The sequence below is a fragment of the Sphingobium sp. IP1 genome (assembly GCF_002708645.1).
Taxonomy (GTDB): domain Bacteria; phylum Pseudomonadota; class Alphaproteobacteria; order Sphingomonadales; family Sphingomonadaceae; genus Sphingobium; species Sphingobium yanoikuyae.
On sequence record NZ_NOIW01000039.1, the window covers coordinates 20526 to 47122 of the forward strand.

The following is a 26597-nucleotide window of genomic DNA, read 5'->3' on the forward strand; positions in this document are numbered from 1 at the left end:
ATGGGCTCTGAACGGCAATAAGCTGTCCTGCTATCGGGCGCGCACGACGCGCCACGGAGGACAGATGGCTCGTATCATCAGAGCGCTGCCGGGCTATGGCGACATCCCGGCGCACTTCCCGGTCATCGTCGATGATGGGATGGCGATCATCGAGCCTGCGTTCGCGTATCTGCACGAACTGGCGACCATCCCGGGCCGCAGCCACGCGGCCGAGACGATCCGCACCTATAGCGAACATCTCCACGACTGGCTCGATAGCCTGGAGCAATCCCGGATCGCCTGGGACGCGGTTGGCGAACGCGAGATAGCGGCGTGGCGCAACCGGATGCTGGAACGCCCGAGCCCGCACACGAAGCGGCCCTATGGGCGCTCTACGATCAACGATCGGGTCCGCACAGTCTGCCGCTTTTATGGCTGGGCGCACCAGCGGAGCTGGATCGCGGAGCTGCCGTTCCATTACATCGACGTGCGTGTATCGCATCGGCGGCAGTCGATGCTCGCGCATCTCGATGTGCGTCCCGGCGTCGTCGCGGCCAATGTGCTGACCGTCCCGCAGGCCGAGCGGCTGCCGCGCGCCCTGCGCGCCGATCAGCTTCGCCGGCTGTTCAGTGCGCTGGCGGCGCCTTACGATCTTATGGCAAGCTGGGCGCTGGTGACGGGAATGCGCCGCAAGGAGCTTTGCGCGCTGGAGCTGTTCCAGGTGCCGGAGACCGTTCATCTCGACGCCGATGAGCATCCGCTGGTCGGGATCGGGCTCAGCATCACCAAGGGCGGCTATCCGCGCACGGTCTATCCGCCGATCCGGTTGCTCGACGCCACGCATCGCTACATCGATGAGGTGCGCGGCCCGCTGATCCGGCGGCTGCGCCGCGCTGATCCATCATGGCAAGCACCTTCGGCGCTGTTCCTGACGAGCCGGGGCACGCCGGTCAGTCCAGTCCGGTTCACGGCTGCGATGAGCGCGGCGTTCAAGGCCGCCGGCGTGGTCGGGACCGGCCATTGGCTGCGGCACTGCTATGCGATGACGATGCTGGCGCAGCTCCAGCGGCAGGCGCGCACGACACCGGAGATCAACCCGCTCAAGGTGGTCCAGGTGCTGCTCGGACACAGGTCGATCGCCAGCACTGCCATCTATCTGCGCTGCGTGGAAATGCATGGTGCCGAACTGGAGGAGAGCATCGCCTGGCTTTACGGCGCGCTGATCGACGATGGCTAGGCGGGCACCGATCAACCGGCGCATGGTGACGAGGGAGGCGAGTGATACCATCGTCCTGTTCCGCGACGCCTGGGGCGAGGTGGACAAGCGGTTCGATCTGGGAAGGCTCGGGCTTCCGGGTGATGTGACGGTGCTGCTGGCCGAAGCGTTCCGGGGGCATCACGCTGGATCGAGTCCGGATACGCAGCGCGGCTGCTATCGTGCGCTGCGCCTGTTCGCGACGTTCGCGCGAGAGGAGGATGCGGTGGCTGGCGCGGCCGACCTCAGCTCCACACTGGTCGGGCGCTATATGGACTGGCTCAACCGACAGCCAGGCCCGGATGGCAAGGGCTGGACCGCACCTTCGAAAGCCAATGCGCTGGCGGTGCTGCGCTATCTGGTCGACTGGACCAAGCGGCACGCGCCCGATCGTCTGCCGAGCCGGATCGACTTCCCTTACAATCCCTGGCCCAATCGGTCGCCGACGCCGCGACCCAAGCTCAGCGAGGCGGTGCTCAAAAGCATCCTTCAGGCAGCTTATGAGGAGATCGACGAAGCTTGGGACCGGTTCGAGACCGGGCAACGCATCCTCGCCACGCGCGGCGCGGTGCCAGGTGTTGATGCGCGGACGTGCCGGTTCGTGCGCACAATAGCGCGCGTCGGCAATGGCGTGGTGACGGCAGCGAGCAAGGTCCCCTATGGCGTCTCCACGCTGAGCACGCGTGGCGGGCTGCGGCATCTGTCCGGTTATCTCCATCTGACACTGGAGTATCTTCCGGCCTTCTTCCTCGGGCTCGCGGTTCAGACCGCCGGTAATCCCGACCCGTTGCGGCGTCTGCGCCGCGACTGCCAGAGCCCGCATCCGCTCGACGAGCATCGGGTGATGATCGACTGGGGCAAGTCGCGTGCTGGTGCGAAGGTGAAGCGGGCGCAGCGCCGTTCGTTCGACCGTCGGCGACCCTATGCGGCGCCCAATCTGATCGATCGGCTGATCGCCATGACCGCGCCGCTTGCAAGCCAGGCCCGCGTGCAGGAGCGTGACTTGTTGTTCCTGATGAAGAGCGAGAAGCTCGGCACGGTGCGCCTCGTATCGATGAGCACGCTGGGCAAAGGCATCAAGAAGTTTATCGACCGCGCCAATGTCCGGATCGCGATCTGGAACAGGGCCGCGCCCGAACGATGGCGCGAACCGCTTCCCGACTTTGCGGCGGCGTTCCTGCGCGGCAGCGCGGCGACCCAGGTCTATACCGCGAGCCAGGGCGATCTGATCGCGGCGCAGGCGTTACTCAACCATGCGCGCATCGACACGACCGAACGCTATGTGCGCGGGCCGGAGGCGGCGCGCATCCAGGCCGAGACGATCGCCCGCGCGCAGGTGCTGATGATCGGATGGGTGATGGGGGAAAATACCGTCTCTCAATCGCCGCCGGCGGCAATGCCCGCGAGCGTGCCGTTCGGGCATGACTGCCTCAATCTGCTCGACGGCGACAGGCCGGGCAGGCCCTGTTCCCGGCTCGGGGCGTGTCTGCGCTGTCCGGGCCTGGTGATCCCGCTGGATGCCGAGCATCTGGCGCGCATCCTCCAGGCGATCGCAGCGCTGGAGGAAGCACGGAGACGGATCGATCCGACGCGCTGGGCACTGATCTACGCCGAGAGCCATCGCATCCTCACGGGCGATATCCTCCCCGACTTCCCCGGCGAGTTGCACGATGCCGCGCGGGCGATCATGGCGGGGCTGCCTGCCTTGCCGGTGCTGGAATGATCCTGTTGCTCGCCCAGGCGGCGGCGTTCGCGCCCGACATCGCGATATCGTCGCGCTCGCGCTTCAGCGACGACATGTGGCACTTGGACGACATCCGGCCCGGCTGTAGTCGGGGCGATTACTCGCTCGACTGGGGTTTTACGGTCGCAACAGGGCGGTTCACCGATCCTGCGCTCCTGCCCTGGCTGGCGGCGGCAAAGACCCTGTTGTGGAGCGCGAAGGTCGATCCCCCGCCGGGGCGAAGGCACGTCCATGATGGCACGCTCATGAGACTGTTCAAGGGGCTTCGCCTCCTCATCCGCTGGATGGCAGATCAGGGCTATCGCCGGTTCGCCGACCTTGATCGCGGCGCAAGCGAGCGGTTCATGGCGGCGATGGCCGAGCGCCGAAACCCGAAGGGCGAACTGCTCAAGACGGGCACACTCCATCATTATCGCAGCCTGCTCATCCTGATCTATCTGCAAGGCGCGCGCTACCCGACGGTCGCCATCGGTGATCCGTTCCCGGGCACGACAGGCATGTTCAAAAGGAGTGATCGGGGTTGGCTGCCTTATACGCCCGACGCGATCGCGGTGCCGCTACTGTCGTCGGCGCTGCGGCTGATCGGACCGGCGGCCGATGATATCCTCGCCCTGCAAGGCGAGGCGCAGGCGGCCTATGACGCGGCGCTCGCATCCGGGCTCTCTCCCACCAAGGCCGGCTTCCGCGTCATCGACGCGATCGCGCCGTTCCGGTTCCAGGTGCTGTCTGGCGAGGAGGCCCCCTGGCATCGGGCGCCGGTGACGAGCACCAAGACCGTGCGCTACCTTGCCGACCGGCTCTACGATGCCTGCTTCGTGACGATCGCCTGGCTGGTCGGCGCCCGTCTCTCGGAGATCCTTGGGCTGGAAGCCGGATGCATCGAACGTCACCCTTCCGCTACGGGTGACGAGCGGTTCGCCTATCTTACGGGCCGCATCTTCAAGACCTCACGCGGCTATCATGGTGACGCCCACCGCTGGATCGCGCCCGAGCCGGTCGTGCGTGCGGTCGCAGTGATGGAGAAGCTGACCGATGGGCTGCGGCGCCGGTCGCGGCGCAAGGAGTTGTTCCTGATCACATCGAGCACCGGCCTCATCGGTCCTGCCGTCGAGATCGACCTGCCGGCCACTTATACGATCATCCGTCGTCTCAATCTGCTGTTCGCACCGTTCATCGGCCTGCCGCTCCACGAGGGCAAGCCCTGGCACCTCAACACCCATCAGGGCCGCAAGACGTTCGCGCGGTTCGTCGGCAAGCGCGACCGCACCGGGCTCGCCGCGCTCCAGGCACATCTTGGCCATGTGACGCGCGCGATGACCGACAGCGGCTACGTCGGCACCGACTTCCAGCTCGACGAGTTGATCGACCGTCATGCCCAGGAGGAAACGCGAGCGGCGCTGGAGGAGATGCTGACCGCAACCGCGCTCGGCGGCAAGGCCGGGCGCGTCATTGCGGCACGATCCCGGTTCCGCGGCTGCACCCGGAATGGCGACGTGCAGGCATATGTGGACTTCCTCATGGCGGAAACCGACCTGCGGCTCGGCGTGTGCGACTGGGGTTACTGCGTCTATCGCCCCGAAACCTCGGCGTGCTTCGGCGGCGAGGCCGGCCCCAATCCGGTGCTCAGGACCGAGACCACTTGCTCGACCTGCGCCAACTTCGCGGTCACGCCCCGACATCGGTCCGTGTGGGAAATGCGCCGTGCCCGCAATCTGAAACTGCTCGAACAGCCGGTGCTCGATGCCGGCAGTCGTGCGCTTGCTGAGGCCAGGGTCGCCGAATGCGACCGTATCCTCACCCAGCTCGATGAGGGATGATCCAATGCCTAGGAAACCCGATCGTCATGAACAGCGTCGCCAGCAGACCCAGGCCCGGCTCAACGCTGCGTTCGAACGGCTGCGCAAAGGATGCCCGGTCCACCCGCTGCATCAGCGCGGCTATACGCTCACCGTCGCGACCCTCGCGCGCGAATCCGGGGTCGCGCGCAACACGATCTACACCAACCATCGTGATATCATCGACGACCTTCACGCCATCCTCGGCGATCCAATCAAGCCGGTGACGACCTGGCAGGACAAGCTCGACGAACTGCACGGCCTCATCCGCACCATGAAGCAAGAGCAGCGTCGCCTGGTTAGCGAGAACGCGCTGCTGTTGCAGCGCGCCCTCACAGCCGAAGCGGAAGCGCACCGCCACCAACGTCACAACGCTCGGCTGATCGCCGAGCGTGACACGGCGCTCCGCGCCGTGCCAGCGACCACCAAAGCTCGAAGGACAGTGTCACCCGACAACAAGACCAGAAACTGACGGATATCTGCCAGAAAATGCTTCGAAGGACAGTTGACACATGACCTAAGACATGTCGCCGGCCGAGGAGTGCCGTGCATTCCAGACGATCATCGAGACCGAGAAGAAGAGCCCAGCGGACGTTGCCATAAGATTTGGCCTCACCGAGCGTTTCGTGCTGGGGCGTCTGCGGCTTGCTGGCTTGGCTGACCCCGTCTTTGACGCCCTCGCTGATGGGACCATTACGCTCGACGTTGCGAAGGCCTATGGCAGCATCACCGACACTGCCCGCCAGGCAGCTGTCTTCGAAGAACTTGCCGACGGCTACTATGCTACGAACTGCGCTGAAATCCGCCGCCGCCTGAGCTCCGGCTTCTATCGGGGCAATGATCCCAAGGCCATGCTCATAGGGCGCGACGCCTACCTAGCTGCAGGTGGCAGGATCGATGGCGATCTCTTCTCCGACAATGCGAGCGAGAACTGGATCGACAGCGACATTGTCGAAACGCTGGCGCAGGAACGCCTCGAGGCGGCAGCCGCGGATCTGCGATCAACCGAGGGCTTCGGCGAACTGCGCGTCGTCTGCCACAGCCGTATCCCCTATATGGAAACCATCGGCCTCGATCCTGTCGAGGGCGAACCGGCGGAATTGACCCCCGAGGAGGAGGATCGGCAGCGCGCGATCGAAGTCGAGCTGGAGACGATTGCCGAAAATGCCGATGAAGACGGTTATTCCGACGAAGAGATCGAACGGATCGAGGCGCTGGAAGCGGAATATCAGGGCCTGACCGAGCGCCCGCTGGTGCTGGGGGCCGACCAGAAGGCTGCGTCCCTGGCCTATCTCGTGATCGGTGATGACGGCACGCCGCGGCTTCACGAACAGATTTATGCGATCCCACAGCCTGAACCCGAGATCGATGGGGATGCCGATATCGAATCCGAGGAGGACCATGAAAGCGCCGATGAGCCAGTCGATGAGGCTTCCGGACGCTCGCCGATCAGCCAGAAGCTGGCGGAGGAACTGGCTCTCATGAAGACGGAAATCCTCCGGGTCCATGTCGCGAGCGATCCCCATTTTGCCCTCGACCTTGGCGCGTTCATCATGGCCGACGCGGCGGTCGCCTATCGCTACGACATGCCAAGCGATCTGCGGGCAACCGTGCCCAGTTCACGCGTCGGCAACTTCGAGAGCGACACGCCCGCTGCGGAAAGCTGGGACGAATTGCAGGCGAGCCTCGACCGCAGCTGGATCGATGCAGGCGGGATATGCGAACGTTACGACGCTTTCTGCGCGCTTGCCGATACGGCGCGGGCGGCCTGGCTTGGCTGGGCGGTCGCCAGGACCCTCCATGCGGTGCCCGCCGGTGAGCGTTCGGCCATGCTCATCGACCATCTCGGGACCAAGCTCGACATCGATGTTGCGCAATGGTGGCGTCCGACCGCGCGACGCTATTTCGATCGCGTAGCCAAGCCAACGATCCTGGACCATTTCCACGAGGTTGGTGGGGCCGAACTGCGCAGCCGGTACAGCGGCTCGAAGAAGCATGATCTCGCGCTTTCTGCCGAAAAGCTCTTTGGCGGCCAGATCATCGTCGAAGCCGATATCAAGGATCGAGCGATGCAATGGCTACCGGACGCGATGCGCTTTGGTCCGCTTGAGGATCTCGCTTCCCAGGAGAGCGAGCCGCAGTCCCCCAACGGCGAGCCTGCGTCCGCTGATCAGCAGAGCGACTTGCCCGAAGCGGCCTGAACGACCGTGGGCGGGGCCGCATGCGAGCCTCGCCCAAATTTTCCGAACATCGAAGTCGGGTAGGCCTTGGCGTCCGACGATCTCGCCTGGAGCCGTTCAGCTGCGGGCATCAGGAGCTTGCCATGACCTCAGATCTCTTCGCCGCCGTTAGCGCTGGCACCGAGCCGCACGAGCAAAAAATCTGGACTCTCGCTTCGGTCGCGAAAGACCTCTGCGAACTCATAGCGAGCGGTCAGCCGATCAGCCGACACCGTCTCGCCCGTCTGATGACCGCCCATTTCGGTGCTGGCGACAAGACGGGCGTCTGGTCGCTGCGCGAGGCGTTCGACGCGCTGGAGACGGCTCAGGCCTTGGCGCTCACGCGAGATCCGTTGAACGAGGCGTCGCCCGAAGCTGTCCTTGCTGACCTGCTGGCGCGATCCGAGCGGCTGCCAACCCAGTCGGTCCGATCGGAGCGCCAGGTCGACATGCAGCAATTTTCAACGCCGTTGCCACTGGCCTATCTCGCAGCACGCGCTGCCGCCATCGGGACCGACGACCTGGTCCTTGAGCCCTCTGCTGGTACCGGGCTTCTGGCCATTTTTGCGCAACTGGCGGGCGCGGGCCTTTTCCTGAACGAACGCGATCCCGTGCGAGCCGGCCTTCTTGGGCAGGCGCTGGGTGCCGAAGTCAGCTGTCATGATGCCGAATTCATTGACGACTTTTTACCTACAGCCGTGCGGCCCAATGTCGTGCTTATCAACCCACCTTTCGCCCGCAGCGAACAGCGGGGCGCGACACGCATGCCGGTGCCCGGCACCTTCGCTCCGCCCTCGCGCGTCGGACGCCCGGCGGCCGATGCGTTGCGATCATGTCGCCGGCATTTGCCCATGTTGGAAGCGGGGAGAAAGGCTACCGGGCTGTCGCTGACCTTGTCCCGCCGCGCGTGGAAATCACGATCCAGGGCCGGCCGTTCGCGAAACATGGCACCAGCGTGTCGGTACGTCTGCTGATTTACGATAAAGGCTGGACCGGCGCGCCGGAACGGATTTGCGTGCCAGACATAAGAGCGGCCCTGCCGCATATTCTATCGATGCCGCCAAGGCTGGGATCGCTCGATAGCGCGCAGCGCAAGCCGGCAGGAACGACTAAAGCATGGATCCCGATGCGAATGCCTGTCAGAACTCACGCGCCGTTGATGGCGCTGCCCTCTAAAACAATTCGCCGCAAGCCCAGCCCGCGCGCTGCCGCTGCGTTGGATACGACGGTAGAGCCGCTCGCTTACGCTGTTCTCGAAACGCCGCGACCCGCCGACGAGCAGATCGGCATCTATGTGCCCTGGCGTCTCTCGCGGATGGATATTCCGGGCGGAAAGCCGCATCCCGACCAGCTGGTCGAGTCGATTGCGATGTCCTCGATCCTTCCTCCCGCACCGACCTATGTCCCTATGCTGCCGCGCAGTGCTGTCACCGCGATGTCGGACGCCCAGCTCGAAACCCTGGTTTATGCGGGACAGGCATTCGAGCGCGATCTGCCGGGGCTCCATGCGCCCAATGAAGCCGGCACGATGCTCATGCCCGACAGCGCGGGGCGCGCCTATCGCATGGGCTTTTTCATCGGCGATGGCACTGGCGTCGGCAAAGGGCAGCAGGTCGCAGCCTGTATCCTGGACCAGTGGAGCCGCGGTCGCCGCAAGGCTGTATGGATCTCCAAGAGCGCCGCGCTGATAGAGGATGCCCGCCGTGACTGGGCGGCGCTAGGCGGCCTGCCGATCGACATCCAGCCACTGGAGACCACTCCGTTCGGGGCGCCGATCACGATGGAAAGCGGCATCATCTTCCTGACCTATGCGACGCTCCGGTCCCAGCGCCACGACGCTGCCTCCCGCCTTTCGCAGCTGCTGGCCTGGCTCGAAGATGATTTCGAAGGCGTCATCTGCTTTGATGAAGCGCACGAAATGGCGAATGCCGCCGGTACCGAAACCAGGTTCGGCGCCCAGAAGGGATCAGATCAGGGTCTGGCCGGCGTTCGCCTTCAAAACCTGCGCCCACGCGCCCGCATTCTCTACATTTCGGCGACCGGCGCCACGGACCCTGTCAATCTTTGCTACGCGATCCGCCTTGGACTTTGGGGCGCCGGCACGTCGTTCGATGATCGTGCGGCCTTCATGAGCGGCATCGAGAAGGGCGGGATCGCCGCGATGGAAATCGTCGCGCGCGATTTGAAAGCCCTCGGGCTCTACACGGCGCGCGCACTGACATTCCGCGGCGTTGAATATGATCCCCTCGTTCATCCGCTCACCCCGGCCCAGATCGAGACTTACAACGCCCATGCCGATGGTTGGGCTGTGTTATGCGCAGCTGCGCATAAGATACTTTATCGCGAGGAAGCGATAATGCGCAGGAACGCGGCGTAGGCCCCGCCAGACTGCGGAACATTGCGGCATTTCCTGCGCATTATTTCACAGGGTGTCGAGCCACTCCATCAGGCTGGCATCCCGTTTCCACGAAGGGGGTACGTTGCTCGCCGCCGGCGCACCCACCTGTTCCAGCGCCTTTCGCTTGGTCTCGAGATTGGCCTGTGCGTAGTGGTTGGTCGTGTCGAGGCTGACATGCCCCAGCCAACTGCGGATAACGGTAATGTCCACTCCGGCTGCTACAAGGTGGACGGCGGTTGCGTGCCGGAAGCTGTGCGGCGTCACATGCTTGGACCGGAGCGACGGCACAGCCTTGGCTGCCTCGTCAACATAGGCGGCGAGTTTGAACCGCACGCCCGACGCGCCCAGCGGCTTGCCATATCGGTTGACGAAGATGCGCTCGTCTGGCGCACGCGGTTGGCGTTCCAGTAACTTTTCGATCAACGTCACGGTTTCCGGCCAGAGCGGACAGATCCGTTCCTTGCGCCCCTTGCCATTGAGGCGAGCGCAGTGGGGTGCATCGAACCGGATCGCGTCGGGGCACAGATCAAGCGCTTCCTGGATCCGCGCGCCGCTGTTGTACAGGAACGAGAGCAACGCATGGTCGCGCATTCCCGCGACAGTGCTCCGATCGGGTTGGGCGAGAATCGCCTCGACTTCCGCCGGCTCGAGATAGCACGGCGCGGATGTCGGTTCCCGCTTGAGCGGTACGGTCAGAACCTCTGCGCATTGCGCGACATATTCCGGATTCCTGTCCGCCACGAAGCTGAAGAAGCTGCGGATCGCGGCGAGCCGGCAGTTACGCGTGCCGATCGTGGACCCGCGCCCATGTTCGGTATGGTGGAGGAACGCGCGCACCTCGTCGGCAGAGATATCGGCCAGTGCGACTCGCGCGACCCCGCCGCCTTTTCGCTCGGCGATAAAGCGCAGCAACAGCCGCCAGGTGTCACGATAGGACCGGATCGTATGGACCGAAGCACTGCGTTGCTCGACCAGCCATTCCTGGAAGAACGCCCGCAACAGAGAGGGGAACGGGTTGCTTCTCGTCATGGCCGCGCCTCCATGGTGAGGCATCGGGCGCCGACGGCACGGAAGCGTTCGCTTGCTTCCTGCAGCAGATCCTGCGTGACGGTGATGTAGACCAGCGTGGAGTTGATATCCCGGTGGCCCATGTAGGTGGAGAGGAAGTGCAGCTTGTCCTGCGGATTGACGCCGGCCCGGTACCATTGGAGTATCCGGTTGACGACCATCGAATGGCGCAGATCGTGAACGCGCGGCCCCGTTCGCCCGGTCGGGGCCTTGAACCCGGCGCGGCGCATGACATCGGTGATCATCGTCGAGACAGACCGCGGCGTGTAGCGATCATTGAAGTGCCCGTGCCAGAACAGACCTGATTCCGGATTTTGCGGCGCACCTGCGCGCTGCCTTGCATCGATATAGGCGCGCAGTTCGGCGAGGACGCTGCCTGTCAATGGCAGGAGCCGGGTCTTGTAGAACTTCGTTTGCCGGATCGTGATCGTGCCCGACTGGAAGTCCACGTCGCCCAGATCGAGTCTGGCGAGTTCGCTGCGGCGCAGACCGGCACAATAGGCCAGAAGCACCATGGTGTAGAGGACCATCGGTCGCAGCGGTGCATTTGGCGACGGGTAGGAACGGGCAACATTGAGCATGTTCCGGACATCGGACGGGCTGAAGATATGCGGCCGCCGATGTTCTCGCGCCACTTCCCGTTCGGGCCGGGCGTCAAAGCGTTTCGGCGGGATGCCGGGATCGAGGCGATGCCGCGCCTTGGTCAGGAGGCGCCCGAGCTTCTGGCATTCAGCCGCGTGATTGCGAGTTGGTTTGGCCGCCTTCCAGCACGCCAGCATGGTTTCAAGCGATGACCCGGCAAGTTCGGGGTTCGCCTGAAGGAACCGGTCGAACCGCAATATCCAGTGGCCCTGCGTTTCATACTGATAGCCCCGGCTGTGCATCAGCGCGACATGATCGCGCATGAAGTCGCCCAGCACGCTGCCGAAGGGTGCAGGCTGTCGCAACGCGGCGAGTTCCTCATCGGGATTGGACGACGCCAGCGCGCGCCAGATCGGCTTGCTGTGTTTGACGTTGTACCGACGGCGAAGCGCGACAATGGGATTGTCGGCGATCAGTCCGATTTCGGCGAGGTGGTCAAGGAAGCGATCGACGATGCAGACCTGGTTCAGCAATGTCGACATTCGCCAGCGTCTTGCCATTTCCTTCAGCCAGGCCTCGAGCATCTGCCGGTCCACCGCCGGATGCCGGCGGGCAACATCTTCGAAGGTGCGAAGGAACCAGCGATAGGTCGGTACGCTTCCCGGCCGGAACTGCGATTTTACCAGGAAGGCGTCGACGACGGTGCGATCGGGATCGTGCCAGGCGCTCATGACAGCACCTCCATTCCAGGCACATCGAGTGCCACGGCTCGGAGATCATCTGTTGCCAGTTTGAGATAAGTATTGGTGGATTCGGTGGATCGATGCCCGAGCACGTCGCCGATAATCTTTTGCGGGACCGACGCCCGCAGCATTTCAACCGCACGGGCGTGACGGAACACATGCGGTCCCCGCTTCCCGGGCGGTTCGACGCCTGCGGCCGACAACCGTCCCCTGACCATGCCATACAGGTTCGTCATCGCGATATAGGGCGCGCAGGACCGGACGAAGACCTCCCGCGCTTCGGTCCGGGGCCGCCCATGGCGAAGGTAATCGAACAGCGCCTCGCCAACCGGCGCCAGGAGCGGCATGGCGGAATGCGCATTGGTCTTGGTGTGGCGGATATGCAGGGATTCTTCGCGCCAGTTCACGTCCTCAAGGCGCAGGCGACAGATTTCGCCTTCGCGCAGGCCATATGTCGCAAGCAGCTGAAGTATCGCATGATCGCGCAGCCCTCGCGGCGACAGGTCCGTCTTCGCAGCTGCCAGCACCGCCGCGATTTGCTCCGTGTCCAGCGTCGAGGGCACATCTTCATAGGCGTAGAGCATGGGACCGATGATGTGCGGGGTGAGATCGGTCGGGATACGACCCGTCCGGTGCAGATAGCGGACCACCGAGCGGAGCCGCTCCGCAACATCCGCCAGTGACTTGCGCCGCAGGCCAGGCCCGCGCATGTCCATGTAGAGATCGACATCCCTGACATTCAGTGTTGCGAGACCAGCTCCGCCGCCGCGATCGAACTGCCAGCGCAGGAAGTTTCGTGCCTCCCACATCGCCGCCGCAATGCTCGCACTCGCCAGACCGCGTTCGTCGCGCAGCCATGCCTCGTATTCGCAGCAGATCGCATGGCGGAACGCCGCGTCGGGTCCGGTCAGTTCCGGTTCGGGAGGCCATTTGCCCTGGGCAAGCCGAAGCAGCTTGGAAATCGCCGTGCGCGGCAGCTTGTGCCAGCGTGGGCTGGGATCCCGGCCATACCGGGCCTGAAAATCCTCGATCGCATAGTGGAAATACTGATCGACCTGCCCGGGCGTCACGGATTCCACCCGGATATCGCATTCGGCCAGGTAATCGAGAAACGCACGAGCATAGAGGCGATGGTTCGCAACCACCACGGGATTGTAATTTCGCTCCGTCAGGAAATTCGTGAGCTTGGCGATCAGCTCATCGTGCAACTTCAACATGATTGTCTCCTCGGTTGCTCCAGAGACCGCCGAGGTTCGCAACCAAAATAATGCGCAGCAAATTTGCGCCAGATAACGGAAATTCCGCGACTACGCCGCGTTCCTGCGCATTATCGCTTCCTCGCGATAAGCCGTCATCCACCGCAATCTCGATGAAGTGCTCGCGCTCACCAACATCGTCGACCGGATGGAGGACAAGGCGCTCAATGCCCAGGCCAAAGGATCTGCGCTCTCGCGCTTTGAGAGCGCCAAGCAGCGCTTTTTCGCGCAATTGCTGATCGCCATGAAGGTGCCGAGCCTGATCGACGCCGTGACCCGTGAGCTTGATGCGGGCAATCATGCGATCATTCAGCTCGTGACGACGGCCGAAGCCATGCTGGGGCGACGGCTCGCGAGCCTGTCGGCCGAGGAGCGCGCCAACCTTGATATCGAATTATCGCCTCGGGAGGCGATGATCGATTACCTCAGGACGGCCTTCCCGGTCCGTAGGATGCAGATCATCAAGGGAAGCGACGATGCGGAGCGCTCCGAACTGATGGTCGATGAGGCTGGCAACCCTGTCTTCTGCCAGGCGGCGCTCGCCATGCGTGACGAGATGATCGAGGAGCTTTGCGCCCTGCCGCCGATCGGCTCGGCGCTCGATGAAATCATCCGGCATTTCGGCACAGATGCTGTGGCGGAAGTGACCGGACGAACCCGCCGGCTCATTGTCGATGCCAATGACCGCCAGCGTGTCGAAAGCCGGGGCGGTCGAAGCAATATCGTTGAGGCTGAAGCCTTCATGTCCGGGGCCAAGCAGATACTGGTCTTCTCCGACGCCGGCGGCACGGGACGGAGCTATCATGCCGATCGCAACTGCAAATCTGCCGGGCGCCGGCGGATCCATTTTCTGCTGGAGCCTGGATGGCGCGCAGCAAACGCTATTCAGGGACTCGGTCGCTCCAACCGCACCAATCAGGCCAGTGCGCCCGTGTTCAGGCCGGTGACCACGGATTGCCGGGGCGAGCGCCGCTTCATCAGTACCATTGCGCGGCGGCTCGACAGCTTGGGCGCCCTGACCCGCGGCCAGCGACAGACAGGCGGGCAGAATATGTTCGACCCCTCGGACAATCTCGAAAGCGATTATGCCCGCGATGCGCTCATCCAGTGGTACCATCTCCTTTATCGCGGCAAACTTAACAGCACGACCCTTGCCGCCTTCATCGACATGACGGGCCTGCGCCTTCTAGACAAGGAAAGCGGCGGTCTGCTCGATGATCTCCCGCCTATCCAGCGCTGGCTCAATCGTCTGCTGGCTTTGCGGATCGAGATCCAGAATGCGATCTTCGAAGAATATATGGCGCTGATCCAGGCGCGTATCGATGCGGCGCGTGAGGCCGGGACGCTCGATGTCGGCGTCGAAACCATGCAGGCCGAGCGGATGGCTCTCCTCGACGAGCAGGTCCTGCGGCGTGATCCTGTGACAGGCGCCGAAACACGGCTCAGTCGGATCGAACTGCATTTTCGCAAGCGTGTCCTCAGCCTCGCCCAGCTGGAGCGTGAATATGGCGGTATTGAAGCCATTCGGCTCCGCAATGGTCGGTCCGGCCGCGTTGCACTCCAGGTGCCAAGCTGGAGCAGTATGGACAATGATGGCACTCCGATCACCATGTGGCAGCTTGTTCGTCCAATCGGCCGCGACCGCATCCGCGATACCGCCCTTCAGGACAGCCACTGGTCTCCTGTCGATAAGGAGGAATTCGAACGCCTCTGGGCGAGCGAGGTCGAAGAAACCCGATCAAAGCTCGACGTTGAAACGATCAGTATGGCGACCGGCCTCCTGCTTCCGGTCTGGGACCGTCTACCGGACGACGATATGCGGGTCTGGCGGGTTACCGATGCGCAAGGCAACTCGCTGCTCGGACGCATCATTTCGCCCGCTGGACTGGAGAAACTCGCCCGTGCCTTCGGTGTCGACATGTCCACTGTGTTGAGCCCAGCTGAAATGATCGTTGGCGCCAGAGGGCGGCAGGGGGTTCCGATCGTCGGCATGGAGCCTGCACGACTGATGCAGGTCCATGTGAACGACGCGCGTCGCCTGGAAATTCGCGATTTCCCCGCTGCCCGACGGGATTGGCTGAAGTCGATCGGCTGTTTCACCGAGATCATCAATTACAAGACGAGGCTGTTCGTGCCCACCGACCGTGCCGAGGCCGTCCTCGACCAGATCGTCCGCACGGGCGAGCATTGGAGCCGGCTTGCCGACGCGAAAGCGGCCTGAGGCACCGCTGACCAGTCAGGCGGGCAGAAGGAAAGGGGGGTGGGGAAGGGCGGCGGCGAAGCGCGGTTGGAAGCTGCGCTGGATTGCCAACTCTCCCACCGTCGGAGGCTTCCATGAACGCACTATCTCCTGCCCCGCGCCAGCAGGCGCAGCCCTATCGCGTCGATATATCCCGCGGGACCAATGTTCCTCGCGTCTCGTCCGAATGGTTCAATCGCCCTCAGGATGAGCGTTACCTCTCGCTGAACGATCTTTATGCCAGCGTGCGTTCGCGCGCCGAGCGGGCGACGACGCGGATCATCGAGAGCCGGACGGTGCGGGTCGAGGCCCGCAGCGACGAGCCCGAACGGCTTTCGCTCGTTGTTCCCGGCGACAGCGGGCCGGTTGCACCCACCAACTGGTCTTTCGGGCAGCTGTGCAGCCTGGTGGGCGCCCCGGCCTCTTATCTGCGGCAACTCCCCGCCGCGCTCGCCGGCATCAACCTCCAGCATGGCCTCATTCGCCATCCGGCCGAGCATGTGAAACTATTGCAGACCCACGACGGCCGCGCAGAGCTGAGGGCGGTCACGGGACCCGACTATGGTCGCATCTGGGATCATGAGTTGGTCGCCGCGGTGATGAAGATCGCGGGCAATGGCACGGGCGACACAAGGTGGAAGGTTCCGGGCGTGCTCGATTGGGGTTCGATGACCTACAACCCCTGTGTCGATGTGACGAGCGACACGACAACGCTTTATGCTTCGGACAGGGATGTGTTCCTATTCCTGGTCGATGATCTCAACCCGATTGAGGCCGGCCGATTGCCCAATGGCGAGCCGGATCTCTATTTTCGCGGATTTTATTGCTGGAACTCAGAGGTCGGCTCTAAGTCACTGGGGATAGCCACTTTCTACCTCCGTGCGGTCTGTCAGAACCGCAATTTATGGGGCGTCGAAAACTTTCAGGAAGTGAATATCCGGCACTCCAAGTTCGCCGCGAACCGCTTCGCGCATGAAGCGGCGCCAGCGCTCGCGCACTTCGCCGATAGTTCGCCCCGGTCGTTCATCGACGGGATATCGGCGGCGCGATTAGCCATCGTCGCGCGCAAGGACGAGGATCGGGAAAGCTTCCTGCGCAAGGAAGGCTTTTCCAAGGCCGAGACCGCCAAGGTCATCGCGACGGTCTTGGCTGAAGAGGGGCATCCTCCAGTCTCGGTTTACGACTTTGTTCAGGGCATCTCCGCGCTTGCACGCAGCCGCCCGCATCAGGACGGACGCCTGGAGCTCGAAGGCAAGGCCCGCAAGCTGCTCGAACGCGCTCGCTAAGCGAGCCGGCACCACCCGACCAAAATTCAAGGGGATTTGTTATGGCTCACATGACCACGACGACGCGCGCCTACCGGATCGATGTTGAATTCTTCAGCGGAGGCGACCTGTTCGCCTCCGACACAATTTCTTTTCATATTGAGGACGGAGCGGACGTCTGGATCGCTGCTTATCTCGCCGCCGAGGCCTCGACCTATTTCAATCTACGGATCCCTGATCTTTCCTACAGCTTCAGTTTCGTTCCGAGCTTTCCCGACGATCCTGCCCCGACCTCGCCCGCTGGCGGTCTCAAACCTGTCTGCAGGGACTGCGGCTGCGACATGCTGGCTCGCGACGCCAGCGCCCGATGGGACGTCCAGCGGCAGGCCTGGGCGATCTCCGACGTCTATGACTGCACCTTCTGCGACCTCTGCAACGCGGAGAGCGATGATCTTGCTCGATGGGTGCCGGAGAATGATCTCACTCCTTTCGATCGCTTCGCCGCTGCTCTGGCAGACGCGCTGTCCTCTCCGGAACTCGCCTTCGATAGTATGTTCCACCTGTTCTGCGTTGATCACGCACTCGCCCACACGGTCGAGGACGCTCGCACCGAATGGATCGAAGCTGTGACGCAGCGATCATCGGCGAATGGAGTGGACCGCCTTCACGGTAGAGAAGGTGATCATGCCTAGTCCGATGCCAGATGCGGCATATGTGCATCGCTTCAACGCTCGCCGTGCTGAACTCAGCTCTCCGGCGCGCGTCGCATTGACACGCATCGACGCCCATTCTGGGATGCTAGAGCTGAGGACGAAGAGCGGAACTTCCTCGACCTCATACCGCGCGACGCATCACGGAACATGGTCGCGACCGCGTCCGGCTCTACGCGTGTGGCTTCAGCGCCGGTGTCAAAAGGGGCGCGCAGCCATGGTAGACAGCATCGGATGGCCCTCAGCTCCCAGGATATGTGACGGAACAGGGCGGGCTAACATGTGTTAGTGTGCTGCCAGAGCCTGACTTCGTTGGGTGAGAGATGGTGAGCCGTTACTGTTTGGAGGCCGTCATGCAGAACATTTCCGCCCAAGATACTTTGATCCGAAAGCTTACCACCCACTCGCGTTTATCCACTGCAGAATCGGCAGCAATTGCAGAGCTGCCTGCGCGGATCATGAATTATGAACGCGGCTCATTTATCTCCCGGCAAACAGATTTTGCTAGGGACGCCTTCGTGGTGCTAACGGGCATCGCATGCCAGCAGCAGACGACGAGGGCTGGCGCCCGTCAGATTTTGACTGTGTATCTGTCGGGCGACGTCGCTAACGTAGACCCCGGCTTTGCTGGAGAATCGCAGGATGTCATCGCTATAACGCCGGTCGAGGTAGCGCTGATTTCTCTCGATGCACTGAACCATATATTTACTGAATTTCCCAATGTTGGAACAGCCTTTCGCCGGGAGGCAGCATCTGAGCTAGCTCTGCTGCAATCGCGTCTGGTAAGTCTTGGACGATGTAATGCGAGGCAGCGTATAGCCAGGTTTGCCTGCGAGATGGCTTCGCGACAAAGGGCGTCGGGTGGGAGCGAGCCTGAATTCATTGAATGGCCCTGGACACAGGAGGAACTGGGAGATTTGACAGGGCTGACGGCGGTTCATGTCAACCGGACACTAAAGAGTTTGCGGGAGGACGGCGTTCTCGCACTTTCCCGCGGTCGCCTTCAGGTAACGGACTGGAACGCGATCGAGTTCGCAGCCGGACTGAATAGAAATTCGTCGGATCAAAAACGACCCGCACTTCACAAATGCCTGGCCGATCTATCCCTTCAGCCGACGCAGGCTGAGTATCGCTCCATATGAATAGGACGAACTGACCTCGATCGGATCGGCGGTCACCCTTCGATCATCGCCCGGATCCGCGTGGCGAGCGCTTCCATCGCAAATGGCTTGGTTATCATCTCCATTCCGGGTTCAAGGAAACCAGAGGCAAGAGCCGCATTTTCAGCGTAGCCAGTCATGAAGAGAATCTTGAGTGCCGGCCGCAGATCGCGCGCTGCATCAGCAACCTGTCGTCCATTCAGGCCCGGCAGCCCGATATCGGTTACGAGCAAGTCGATCCTGCGTCTGGACTGGAGAATTTCGAGGCCCTTTGGCCCATCGGCTGCCTCCAGCGCCTGGTAGCCCAGTTCCTTGAGCTCTTCGATGATCAGCCCGCGGACGATCGGTTCGTCTTCGACGACAAGGACGACCTCGCCGGCGTCAGCCATGTGCGCGTCTGTCAGCTGAGGCGCGGGCTCGTCCGTTTCCTCGGTACCGCGGAAGCGGGGCAGATAGAGCTTGAACGTCGTGCCCTTTGCGACCTCGCTGTAGATTTTTGCGTAGCCTTCAGACTGTTGTGCAAAACCGTAGATCATCGATAGACCAAGACCGGTGCCCTGACCGATCGGCTTGGTCGTGAAGAAGGGTTCGAATGCTTTGGCAATTGTGTCGGCATCCATGCCCACGCCGGTGTCGGTCACGCAAATGCAGACATATTGGCCCGGATTGACCCCCCGCTGGCGCGCAGCATAAGCACTATCGAGATGGGCGTTGCAGGTTTCGACTGTCAGTTTGCCCCCATCGGGCATCGCGTCGCGAGCATTGATCGCAAGATTGAGGATCGCGCTTTCAAGCTGATTGGGATCGCATTTGGTAATCCACAACCCACCGGCGAGAGCCAGCTCGAGCTCTATGCGCTCGCCCAGGGTCCGGCGCAGGAGATCCTCCATAGACGCTACGAGCGTATTGGCACGCACGGGCTTGGGATCGAGCGGCTGGCGCCTGGAGAAAGCTAACAGGCGGTGGGTGAGGCCCGCCGCCCTGTTAGCGGCGTTGGACGCTCCGGCAATGTATCGATCGAGTTCAGTAAAGCGTCCCTGCATCATACGTCGTTGAATGATTTCCAGACTCCCGGTGATGCCTTGCAGGAGATTATTGAAGTCGTGGGCGATGCCACCGGTCAGTTGTCCGACCGCCTCCATCTTTTGCGACTGACGTAGCGCGGCTTCGGCGTCGGCCAGGGCGGCCGCGGCCTCCGCAGCGGCGGTTATGTCTCTGCCGAAGCCATAGAAGGTGCCGCCCTCGGGCACAGTTGTCCATTTGATCAAGCGCTCATGACCATCCTTGGCGCGCAACCGTGTCTGATATGCGAGCATAGGCTGCCCGGCTGACAGCGTCCGCACCCGCTCGCCCCAAAAGGCTTCATCGTCGATCATGAAGTCTGTGCTGCGCTTGCCCAGCGTTTCTTCGCGGGTCCAGCCGAGCGTCTTTGTCCAGGACGGGTTGACGTCGGTGATGTAACCCTGGCTGTCGGTGACTACCTTTAGGATAGGAGACAAGCTCCAGGTCCGATCCCGATCGCGCAGAAGTTGGCGCTCCTGCGTGATATCCCGTCCGACGGCGTGAATGCGGTCAGCATCTGGAACTGCAGTCCATGCGAGCAACCGATAATCGCCACCATTCGTGCGATAGCGGTTTTCAAAAGCGAGCGTGGTCACACCGCGCGAAAGCTTTTCCACCTCTTCCTGCGTGCTCCTGATGTCATCGGAATGTAGGAAATCTCCCAAACTCTTTCCGACCATTTCCTCTTCGGCCCATCCAAGGAGGCGCCGCGCTGACGGATTGACCGCTGTAATGACTCCATCGAAAGTGCATACCAGCATAAGGTCGCGAGATATCGACCAGAGGCGATCGCGGTCTGCTGTACTCTCGGCCTGGCTGAGCTTTTGTTCGTGAATATCTGTGTTCGTACCAATCCACCGGATGATACCGCCGGCATCATCGCAAATCGGTACCGCCCGCACCAAATGCCATCGATGGCTGCCGTCAGCGGCACGGATGCGAAATTCCGTTTCATAAGGCTTCGCCGAGCTTAATGAGGATCGCCATTGCTCGGCCGCTGCAGAGACATCATCGGCATGGACGATTTCCGTCCAGCCATTCCCTATCAGGTCTGGCTCGGAAGCACCGCTATATTCCAACACCCGGTCATTAAACCAATCGAGATTCCCATCGGGGGTTGCCGTCCAGATATGGCTGGGAAGCGCCTGCGCGAAGGTCCGGAACTGCGCTTCGCTGGCACTGATCGCCGCCTCGGCCCGCATGCGATCGGTGACGTCGATGCCCGACACGAAGATGCCAGTAGTCTCGCCTTTTTCGTTTGCCACCGGTTGATAGACGAAATCGAGACGGCGTTCGAGCGAGGGATCGTCAGGTGACCCCTCAAGCCGAAATGGCGCTCCTGTGGCCTGGAACACTTCCCCGCTGGCATACACCTCGTCGAGAATGGCCACGAAATTTTGCTGCAGGGCTTCCGGCAGCACCTCGACGATCGGTCGGCCGATCACCTCTCGGCCGCCGACCAAGGCTTGATAGGCCGGATTGGTCATTAGGAACCGATGCTCCGGGCCTTCCAGCAGGGCCATGAAGCTCGGACTATGCTCCGCCATTTGAAGCAGCTTGCGGCGCTCGTCAGCGATACGCTCATTCGCGAGCACGGCCTGCGTGGTCTCCAGGACGATGGCGATAACGCCCAGAACGGAACCATCATCGTCAAACGCCGGGGAATATTCGATGTCAGTCCACAGGCGGCGTGGCGTGCCGTCGCGGATAAGCGTCAGCTCCTGATCTTTATAGGAGAGTGTCCCGCCACCCTGATAGACCTCGCGCATCACGTGGGCGTTGAAGTCGGCAACCTCGTGCCAGCCTTGAAGGACATCACATCCCAGCAAGCTGGGGTGCCGGTCGCCTGCAAACGCGCGGTAAGCGTCATTATAGATCATGACGCCCTTAGGACCCCAGAGCGTAACGATCGGGGCTTGCGAGCGCAGCACGAACGCCAGATTCGCGCGCATCGCTGCAGGCCATGTTGCGATAGGGCCGATGCTGGTTCTGGCCCAATCGAAATCCGCGATGATTGCGCCCATTTCGCCGCCGGAAGCGAGAAATGCCAAAGCCTTATGATCGCCGCCTGAGTTCATAGACCTGACTTCTGCCCCCCAAATTCATCCATCAGGCTTTCGCACCGTGTGACTTCCGCGCCGCCCGCAGCGCCCGCGCGAGACCATCTGCGGTGTAGGGCTTATGAAGCAAGTCGAAACCGTGCGTTCCTTCCGCTGCCAGAACATGACTATATCCGCTGGTGAGAACCACCGGCAGATCGGAAAAGCGCGCGCGCAATATTTCGGCAAGCTCGATCCCCGACATGCCGGGCATGACAACATCGGTAAAAACGATATCGAAACGCTCGGGATCGGCTTCGACGAGAGCCAGAGCATCCTTGGCGCTCGACACCCAGATATTGCCATATCCCAGGTCGCCGACCAGCTGGGCTGCAAATTCACCGACTAGCTGATTGTCCTCTACCAAAAGGACACAGCGCTCCTGACCCGGTTGCGGCTCGATCGGCGGAGATACGTCAACCGGCCGGCTCAACGGCTTTTCCTGCGCATGGGGAAGATAGAGGATAAAGGTCGCGCCTTTGTCGATTTCGCTTTCGATACTGATTTCGCCTCCGGACTGCTTGGCAAATCCGAACACCTGGCTGAGCCCGAGGCCGGTGCCATGTCCGACATCCTTGGTGGTGAAAAACGGTTCGAAGATCCGTGATATATCGGCCTTTGATATGCCACCGCCAGTATCCCTGACGAGGACCGCTATAAACTTGCCCTGGACCGCGGCATGGCCCCGTGTTGCGGGTATGCCGTCACGCTCCTCGACAACGATTTGCAACCGTCCTTCACCGCCCATTGCATCACGGGCATTCACGGCCATGTTTAGCATCGCGGTGTCGAACTGAACCGGATCTGCCTCTACCACACATGGCTGGCACCGGATGTCCAGTTCGAGCGTCACGCGTGAACCAGATACACTGCGAAGCATTTCCTCGTGCTTGCGAAGGCGCTCGGCGATATCGAAGGCTTCGGCCTGCAACGGTTGACGCCGGGCAAATGCTAGTAGCTGATTAGTAAGCTTTGCCGCCCGCTGCGCCGTTTCGGCGATCGCGTTTACATATCGCTCGCGCTTGTCCTCCGGAAGGTTGGGTCGCTTCAGCAGGTCGATGCTGCCGAGAATGACCGTGAGGAGATTATTGAAGTCATGAGCCACGCCGCCCGTCAGCTGGCCGATAGCTTCCATCTTCTGGCTTTGGCGCAATGTCTCTTCGATGCGCTCACGCTCTGCAACTTCGGCCTGCAGGCTCCGCAGAGAGTCTGCCAGCGCCTCACCCTGGTCCGTCACCGCATGTTCGAGTGAGAGGTTAAGTTTTTCGAGCGTAGCGCGCGCCTGAGCCTCATTCTCGACGTCGATGCATGTTGCAATCCAGCGAAGAATACGGCCGTCATCGTCGGTCTGTGGCAGCGCGCGACAGGAAAAGCATCGGTAGGTGCCATCCTGCGCCGCCACAGGGAAGGTTTGGTTGAACGCCGCCCCTGAATCAATCGCTTCCGACCAAGCCGCCTGGGTCTTGTCGCGATGAGCCGGGTGAATCGCGTCCAGCCAACGATTGCCGAGCAAATCCTCGTCTCCGCGGCCGGTATATTCGCGATAGCGCTCGTTGATCTGAACGATATGTCCGTCCGTATCCGCCTGGAACACAAAGCCCGGTAGCGCATCGGTAAGAGTGGCAAGGCTGCGTTCAGCCTCGCGCTCGCGGGTGCGATCACGGACGATCTTCACAAACCCCGGTTCGCCTTGAAGCGGCATCATGAGACCCGAGCCCCAGAATCTCGACCCATCGGCGCGCATGTGGAAACGCTCGTCGAGCGCGCGACCCTCTTGCGCCGCACGGCTCATTTCATCTTCCGGCGATCCTGCGGCCTGATCTTCAGGGGTGAAGAAAATCCGCCCATGTTTACCTAACGCGTTTTCCGGCGACCACCCGAGTAGATTGACCGCGCCGGGGTTCCAACTGGTTATGCGCCCATCGGCAGCGAGGGTAATAATGGCAAAATCTGTCGAGCTTTCGACAATACATTGGGCAAGAGACCGGTCGATCATCGTTCTGGTTGTTTCACTCGGCTTGAAGTAGATGCTGGCTGCGCCGCGAGCGTTCTAAGGCCCGCACGAACAACTTCGCTTGCGTTGGAATATAGTCCGGATGCGACCTGATCCGATATGAATCGGTCCAGCTCGCGGCTGAGCGAGATCGTGCGTATTTGGCGACCTGACATGCATACCCCCGGCATTGTATGACAATGCAATACACATAAAATGGCTGCGGGTTCCTCCTAAGCCGTCAATAACAACGGCGATCTGGGTATCGGTCGGATGCTCGATGACGACGAATTTGGCGCGCGCCTTATCCGGGGCTCGAAGGGTTGGACTGTCAGGTGCCGGAATACTGAAGTGGCGGACCGCTCTGGCCGAGACGATGATAAGCAACGTGGAGATGGTGAAAGCCATTGGGGGACCCATAATCGGGGCCAATCATCGCTATGGCGGTGAACACACCGCCAATATCCTCAACTTGGCTATGATAGGTGAAGTGAGCACATATCCAGGTAAGTGGAACCGCGATAAATCGGATCAACTGCCCGTCTCGCTATGGGTCGCTGCGACGGCCTTAGATTCCGGAGATTCGCGCTGACGCAGGAAAATCGAAAGCACGACCAGGACGGCGGTCGAGAGAAACTCGCTTTGCCAGTTCTGGAAAGACTCAAACCAGAGTTGCGGGTCGCCCAGGTAAGCAAGCGTGCTCAACGGCACTTCACCATGTTCGATTGCGTCCTGCGCAGCGACCTGGGCACTTTGGGTCCAGTGAATAACGAAAGAAATCAGAAACAGTGCGAACAGCGCCAAGCCGAGCGATCGCGCATATAGTGCGCGCCACATCCCACCCCAATGTAGCACATTCGGGGCGCCGGGCTTTAGTGCCTGCTTATCCAGATCTTTGTCGCGTGGCTGCGCATCAGGATCCTTGGATTCAGCCGATCCACGCTGAATCAGAAAGGCTGTCAGGACGACATAGGCGGACATTTGAAGGAACTCGCTTTCCCAATTCTCGAACACCGAGGATAGGAATTCTGGGCTCGACGTATAAGCACTAAGGCTCATCGCGGCCTGATGGTGACGCTGTGCATCCTCGGCCGCAACATGCGAGCCCGCGAGCCATTGACCCGCTATGCTGCCGGCAAAAAGCAGCAAAAGGACAATTGTCAGCCCGTTATCGCGCAGCACCCTCATCCGACGTCTCCCTCAGCCTCTTCTTGTGTGCTGGAACGCCGGTGGAACGTTTATGGTTCTTTTCCTGTAACGCAGCCAGTTCGCCATCTAGTTAGCAAGGGGACATCGCTTGTGAACGCTGTCGAAATGGTGCGTGGGACACCATTTTCGTCCGGTGGGTTGCCGTGTTCAGCAACCTTTTCCCCTCAGGCCCCAATTCAAGCCTATTGCGCACTGACCGGGCCTCGTGACCCGGTCAGATCCAAAATTTACGCCGGCATCAGATTGACGGCCGTCGGCTTGGCCGGCGGCAGCGCGCCGGATCCGGCTTGCGCCTGCAACTCGGATTTTCGCGCCAGCATGAGGTCGCGAAGGGATACGAGATCGACGTCGGTCTTGCGGCACTGCGCGAACATGCCCTCCGACTGCATCTCCTCTTCATGGACATGGTGCTTGATCTCTTCGGATAGGACCTTGACCTTAGCATCGTAGAAATCGTCGTCGGGGCTTCCGGCTTCAATGTCGTTGATCAACACCTTTGCACCGTCATGCTCGACATAGGCTTCGTCCAGGGTGTCGTCCTCGATCTTCCCCCGGAAGGCGGGGTAGAACAGCTCTTCCTCGATCAGTGTGTGAATTTTGAGCTCTCTGCAGATTTGTCGCGCGATCGCCTGCTTCTTCGAGGCGGATTTTGTCTTTTCGAATTGCTCAAAAAGGTCTTCTACCTCCCGGTGATCGGCCTTGAGCAGTGCGATCGCGTCAGTGAAGCTGTCAGCCATGGTGAAACTCCTCTTGTTCGCCCCCGCTGCTAAGTTCTCCAAACCTACTCTCGTTCCAAGCGAACGACTCGCAAGAGCCGGCCCCTTGGGGACGGCGCACCACAATCGTCGCCAGATTGGCGGCAATTTTCTGTCCCGTTAATAAGAATGGCGAGGGGGATCACGGATTTGTCCGGTTCTTTGGGTCGACGGGCGGGCGGAAGCTCGGTGCGAGGCGGGCTCCTTCGGGGCCGGCGGTCGCGCCGGACGGACGCGCCGCGTGTGAGAGGGGAGAAGGATTTTGGAGGGTGTCGCTTTCGGATGGTCGAGAGCGGCATTTCCAAGGAGTTGAGGTTATGAATATCGGTGAAATCAAGCCCGTGAACGGTCGTCTTATCGGACATATCGCGACCCGTTCGATCGACCTGCCGCGCCTGGGGCTCCGGCCTGTCGAAAGCACCAATGAGCGCGCGCCGGTCTTCGAGATCGTCGCGCTCAATGTCGGGCAGCGCTGGGTACAGATCGGTGCGCTCTGGGAGGCGACCGCCAACAAGACCGGAGAATGCTTCCTCCAGGGATCGCTCGATGATCCCAGCCTGGCCGAGCCGCTGCCGATCGCTCTCTTCGGCAGCGACGCTGAAGGCTATCGGGTCGCTTGGCGGCGACGAGATGCGCTGAGTGGCTTTGGCGGCGGCCAGCGTTCGGAACGTCCGGCGATGGGCGGCGAGGCCATGGGCGGGTTCGGTGCGAGCACCGCCGGCATGGATGGCAGCTACATGGGCGGAAGCGATTTCGACGATGAAGTGCCTCACTGAGGTCTTTGTGCCTCATGGGCCGGGGGAGCACAGCCTCCTCCGGCCTTTCTTTCCGTCTGCCGATTTTGGAAAGGATGCGCATCATGGCTACCGCCCTGCGCCACAGCATCGATCGATTTGCTGACTTGCCCACACTCTACGCACAAATGGTCGCCACGCCGGAATATCAGGCGGCCTTTGGCGACCCGATGCCGCTTACAATCGCCGAGCCCGGAGACGCGCCCGCAGAGCATGAGATGCCGGAGCCTAT

Annotated in this window: 21 protein-coding genes; 12 read left to right on the top strand and 9 right to left on the bottom strand. The window is 61.8% G+C overall.

From position 1 onward, the window contains the following. Positions 1 to 64 precede the first annotated feature (64 nt). The 7 genes from CG471_RS14840 (at position 65) to CG471_RS14865 (ending at position 9409) form a co-directional block, all read left to right on the top strand. Positions 65 to 1216, top strand: coding sequence for a tyrosine-type recombinase/integrase (locus CG471_RS14840; protein WP_099232343.1), 1152 nt, complete (start codon positions 65 to 67; stop codon positions 1214 to 1216). Further along, the gene (locus tag CG471_RS14845) at positions 1209 to 2957 is read left to right on the top strand and encodes a hypothetical protein (protein WP_099232344.1); all 1749 of its coding nucleotides are present in this window, start codon (positions 1209 to 1211) and stop codon (positions 2955 to 2957) included. Before CG471_RS14840 ends, CG471_RS14845 begins: the two co-directional genes overlap by 8 nt. Beyond that, positions 2954 to 4795: an integrase gene (locus tag CG471_RS14850; RefSeq protein WP_099232345.1), complete on the top strand. Its 1842-nt coding sequence runs from the start codon at positions 2954 to 2956 to the stop codon at positions 4793 to 4795. The genes CG471_RS14845 and CG471_RS14850 overlap by 4 nt, the downstream gene beginning before the upstream one ends. 4 nt (positions 4796 to 4799) lie before the next feature. Further along, positions 4800 to 5285 (top strand): hypothetical protein, encoded by a 486-nt coding sequence (locus CG471_RS14855; RefSeq protein ID WP_099232346.1) that lies wholly within the window; start codon positions 4800 to 4802, stop codon positions 5283 to 5285. A 52-nt stretch (positions 5286 to 5337) separates the two neighbouring features. Next, a complete protein-coding gene (locus CG471_RS14860) occupies positions 5338 to 7014 on the top strand; it encodes a chromosome partitioning protein ParB (protein ID WP_099232347.1) in 1677 nt (558 codons plus the stop codon). 122 nt (positions 7015 to 7136) lie between these two features. Then, positions 7137 to 8006, top strand: coding sequence for a hypothetical protein (locus CG471_RS31705; RefSeq protein WP_306552749.1), 870 nt, complete (start codon positions 7137 to 7139; stop codon positions 8004 to 8006). Beyond that, positions 7940 to 9409, top strand: coding sequence for a strawberry notch family protein (locus tag CG471_RS14865; RefSeq protein ID WP_306552750.1), 1470 nt, complete (start codon positions 7940 to 7942; stop codon positions 9407 to 9409). Before CG471_RS31705 ends, CG471_RS14865 begins: the two co-directional genes overlap by 67 nt. Positions 9410 to 9454: 45 nt before the next feature. Here the strand turns inward: CG471_RS14865 and CG471_RS14870 are convergent, their stop codons facing one another. The 4 genes from CG471_RS14870 to CG471_RS30700 are packed head-to-tail and all read right to left on the bottom strand — an operon-like array spanning position 9455 to position 13311. Further along, complete coding sequence (locus CG471_RS14870) at positions 9455 to 10459, bottom strand: tyrosine-type recombinase/integrase (RefSeq protein WP_004212845.1); 1005 nt, start codon at positions 10457 to 10459, stop codon at positions 9455 to 9457. After that, positions 10456 to 11811, bottom strand: a complete 1356-nt coding sequence (locus tag CG471_RS14875; protein ID WP_063987292.1) for a tyrosine-type recombinase/integrase — start codon at positions 11809 to 11811, stop codon at positions 10456 to 10458. Before CG471_RS14875 ends, CG471_RS14870 begins: the two co-directional genes overlap by 4 nt. After that, entirely contained in the window at positions 11808 to 13040 is a 1233-nt protein-coding gene (locus CG471_RS14880; protein WP_004212848.1) for a site-specific integrase, read from the bottom strand. Before CG471_RS14880 ends, CG471_RS14875 begins: the two co-directional genes overlap by 4 nt. Continuing rightward, the gene (locus CG471_RS30700; protein ID WP_180275711.1) at positions 13021 to 13311 is read right to left on the bottom strand and encodes a hypothetical protein; all 291 of its coding nucleotides are present in this window, start codon (positions 13309 to 13311) and stop codon (positions 13021 to 13023) included. Before CG471_RS30700 ends, CG471_RS14880 begins: the two co-directional genes overlap by 20 nt. Here CG471_RS30700 and CG471_RS14885 point away from each other — a divergent pair, their 5' ends adjacent. The 4 genes from CG471_RS14885 to CG471_RS14900 all read left to right on the top strand — a co-directional run bounded on the left by CG471_RS14885 (position 13312) and on the right by CG471_RS14900 (position 18435). Next, positions 13312 to 15300: a strawberry notch C-terminal domain-containing protein gene (locus CG471_RS14885; RefSeq protein WP_257211561.1), complete on the top strand. Its 1989-nt coding sequence runs from the start codon at positions 13312 to 13314 to the stop codon at positions 15298 to 15300. 113 nt (positions 15301 to 15413) lie between these two features. Next, positions 15414 to 16604 (top strand): DUF932 domain-containing protein, encoded by a 1191-nt coding sequence (locus CG471_RS14890; protein WP_099232348.1) that lies wholly within the window; start codon positions 15414 to 15416, stop codon positions 16602 to 16604. A 41-nt stretch (positions 16605 to 16645) separates the two neighbouring features. Continuing rightward, the gene (locus CG471_RS14895; protein WP_218964262.1) at positions 16646 to 17275 is read left to right on the top strand and encodes a hypothetical protein; all 630 of its coding nucleotides are present in this window, start codon (positions 16646 to 16648) and stop codon (positions 17273 to 17275) included. 371 nt (positions 17276 to 17646) lie between these two features. Then, complete coding sequence (locus CG471_RS14900; protein WP_180275713.1) at positions 17647 to 18435, top strand: Crp/Fnr family transcriptional regulator; 789 nt, start codon at positions 17647 to 17649, stop codon at positions 18433 to 18435. 32 nt (positions 18436 to 18467) lie between these two features. Here CG471_RS14900 and CG471_RS14905 read toward each other — a convergent pair whose 3' ends face one another. The 5 genes from CG471_RS14905 to CG471_RS14925 all read right to left on the bottom strand — a co-directional run bounded on the left by CG471_RS14905 (position 18468) and on the right by CG471_RS14925 (position 25553). Next, positions 18468 to 21593: a PAS domain S-box protein gene (locus CG471_RS14905; protein WP_257211562.1), complete on the bottom strand. Its 3126-nt coding sequence runs from the start codon at positions 21591 to 21593 to the stop codon at positions 18468 to 18470. Between the two features lie 31 nt (positions 21594 to 21624). Beyond that, positions 21625 to 23610, bottom strand: coding sequence for a PAS domain-containing sensor histidine kinase (locus CG471_RS14910; protein WP_099232350.1), 1986 nt, complete (start codon positions 23608 to 23610; stop codon positions 21625 to 21627). After that, the gene (locus CG471_RS31815; protein WP_373562054.1) at positions 23607 to 23798 is read right to left on the bottom strand and encodes a type II toxin-antitoxin system ParD family antitoxin; all 192 of its coding nucleotides are present in this window, start codon (positions 23796 to 23798) and stop codon (positions 23607 to 23609) included. Before CG471_RS31815 ends, CG471_RS14910 begins: the two co-directional genes overlap by 4 nt. Before the next feature lie 340 nt (positions 23799 to 24138). Continuing rightward, on the bottom strand, positions 24139 to 24795 hold the full coding sequence (locus CG471_RS14920) for a DUF6766 family protein (protein ID WP_099232351.1): 657 nt from the start codon (positions 24793 to 24795) through the stop codon (positions 24139 to 24141). A 248-nt stretch (positions 24796 to 25043) separates the two neighbouring features. After that, positions 25044 to 25553, bottom strand: a complete 510-nt coding sequence (locus tag CG471_RS14925) for a hemerythrin domain-containing protein (protein WP_069335624.1) — start codon at positions 25551 to 25553, stop codon at positions 25044 to 25046. A gap of 335 nt (positions 25554 to 25888) precedes the next feature. Here CG471_RS14925 and CG471_RS14930 point away from each other — a divergent pair, with 335 nt between their 5' ends. Then, complete coding sequence (locus CG471_RS14930) at positions 25889 to 26347, top strand: DUF736 domain-containing protein (RefSeq protein WP_099232352.1); 459 nt, start codon at positions 25889 to 25891, stop codon at positions 26345 to 26347. Positions 26348 to 26597 lie beyond the last annotated feature (250 nt).